Here is a 259-nt window from a genome sequence, read left to right on the forward strand (position 1 = left end):
GCTCAAGATGCTATTCGTCGTATTGCAAAAGAAGGTCGGAAATACGGGCTAGGACTAGGTCTTATTTCTCAAAGGCCTTCGGATGTTGAAAGTACAGTTCTTTCTCAGTGTAACTCTTGGATTGTTCTTAGGTTGTCGAATTCCAGTGATCAAGAACATGTATCAAAGTTTTTACCTGATAGCTTAAGCGGTTTAACCAAAATGTTATCAGCCCTGACAAGACGAGAAGCTATATTTGTTGGTGAGGCCGCAGCACTTC

1 protein-coding gene is annotated in these 259 nt (G+C 41.7%); it reads left to right on the forward strand.

Features of this window, described 5'->3' with window-relative positions:
* The coding region (locus AAEZ18_RS19135; RefSeq protein ID WP_352256007.1) for an ATP-binding protein at window positions 1-259 on the forward strand (259 nt) is incomplete at both ends.

The sequence above is a fragment of the Pseudoalteromonas sp. 19-MNA-CIBAN-0066 genome (assembly GCF_040308705.1).
GTDB classification, from domain to species: Bacteria; Pseudomonadota; Gammaproteobacteria; order Enterobacterales; family Alteromonadaceae; genus Pseudoalteromonas; species Pseudoalteromonas nigrifaciens.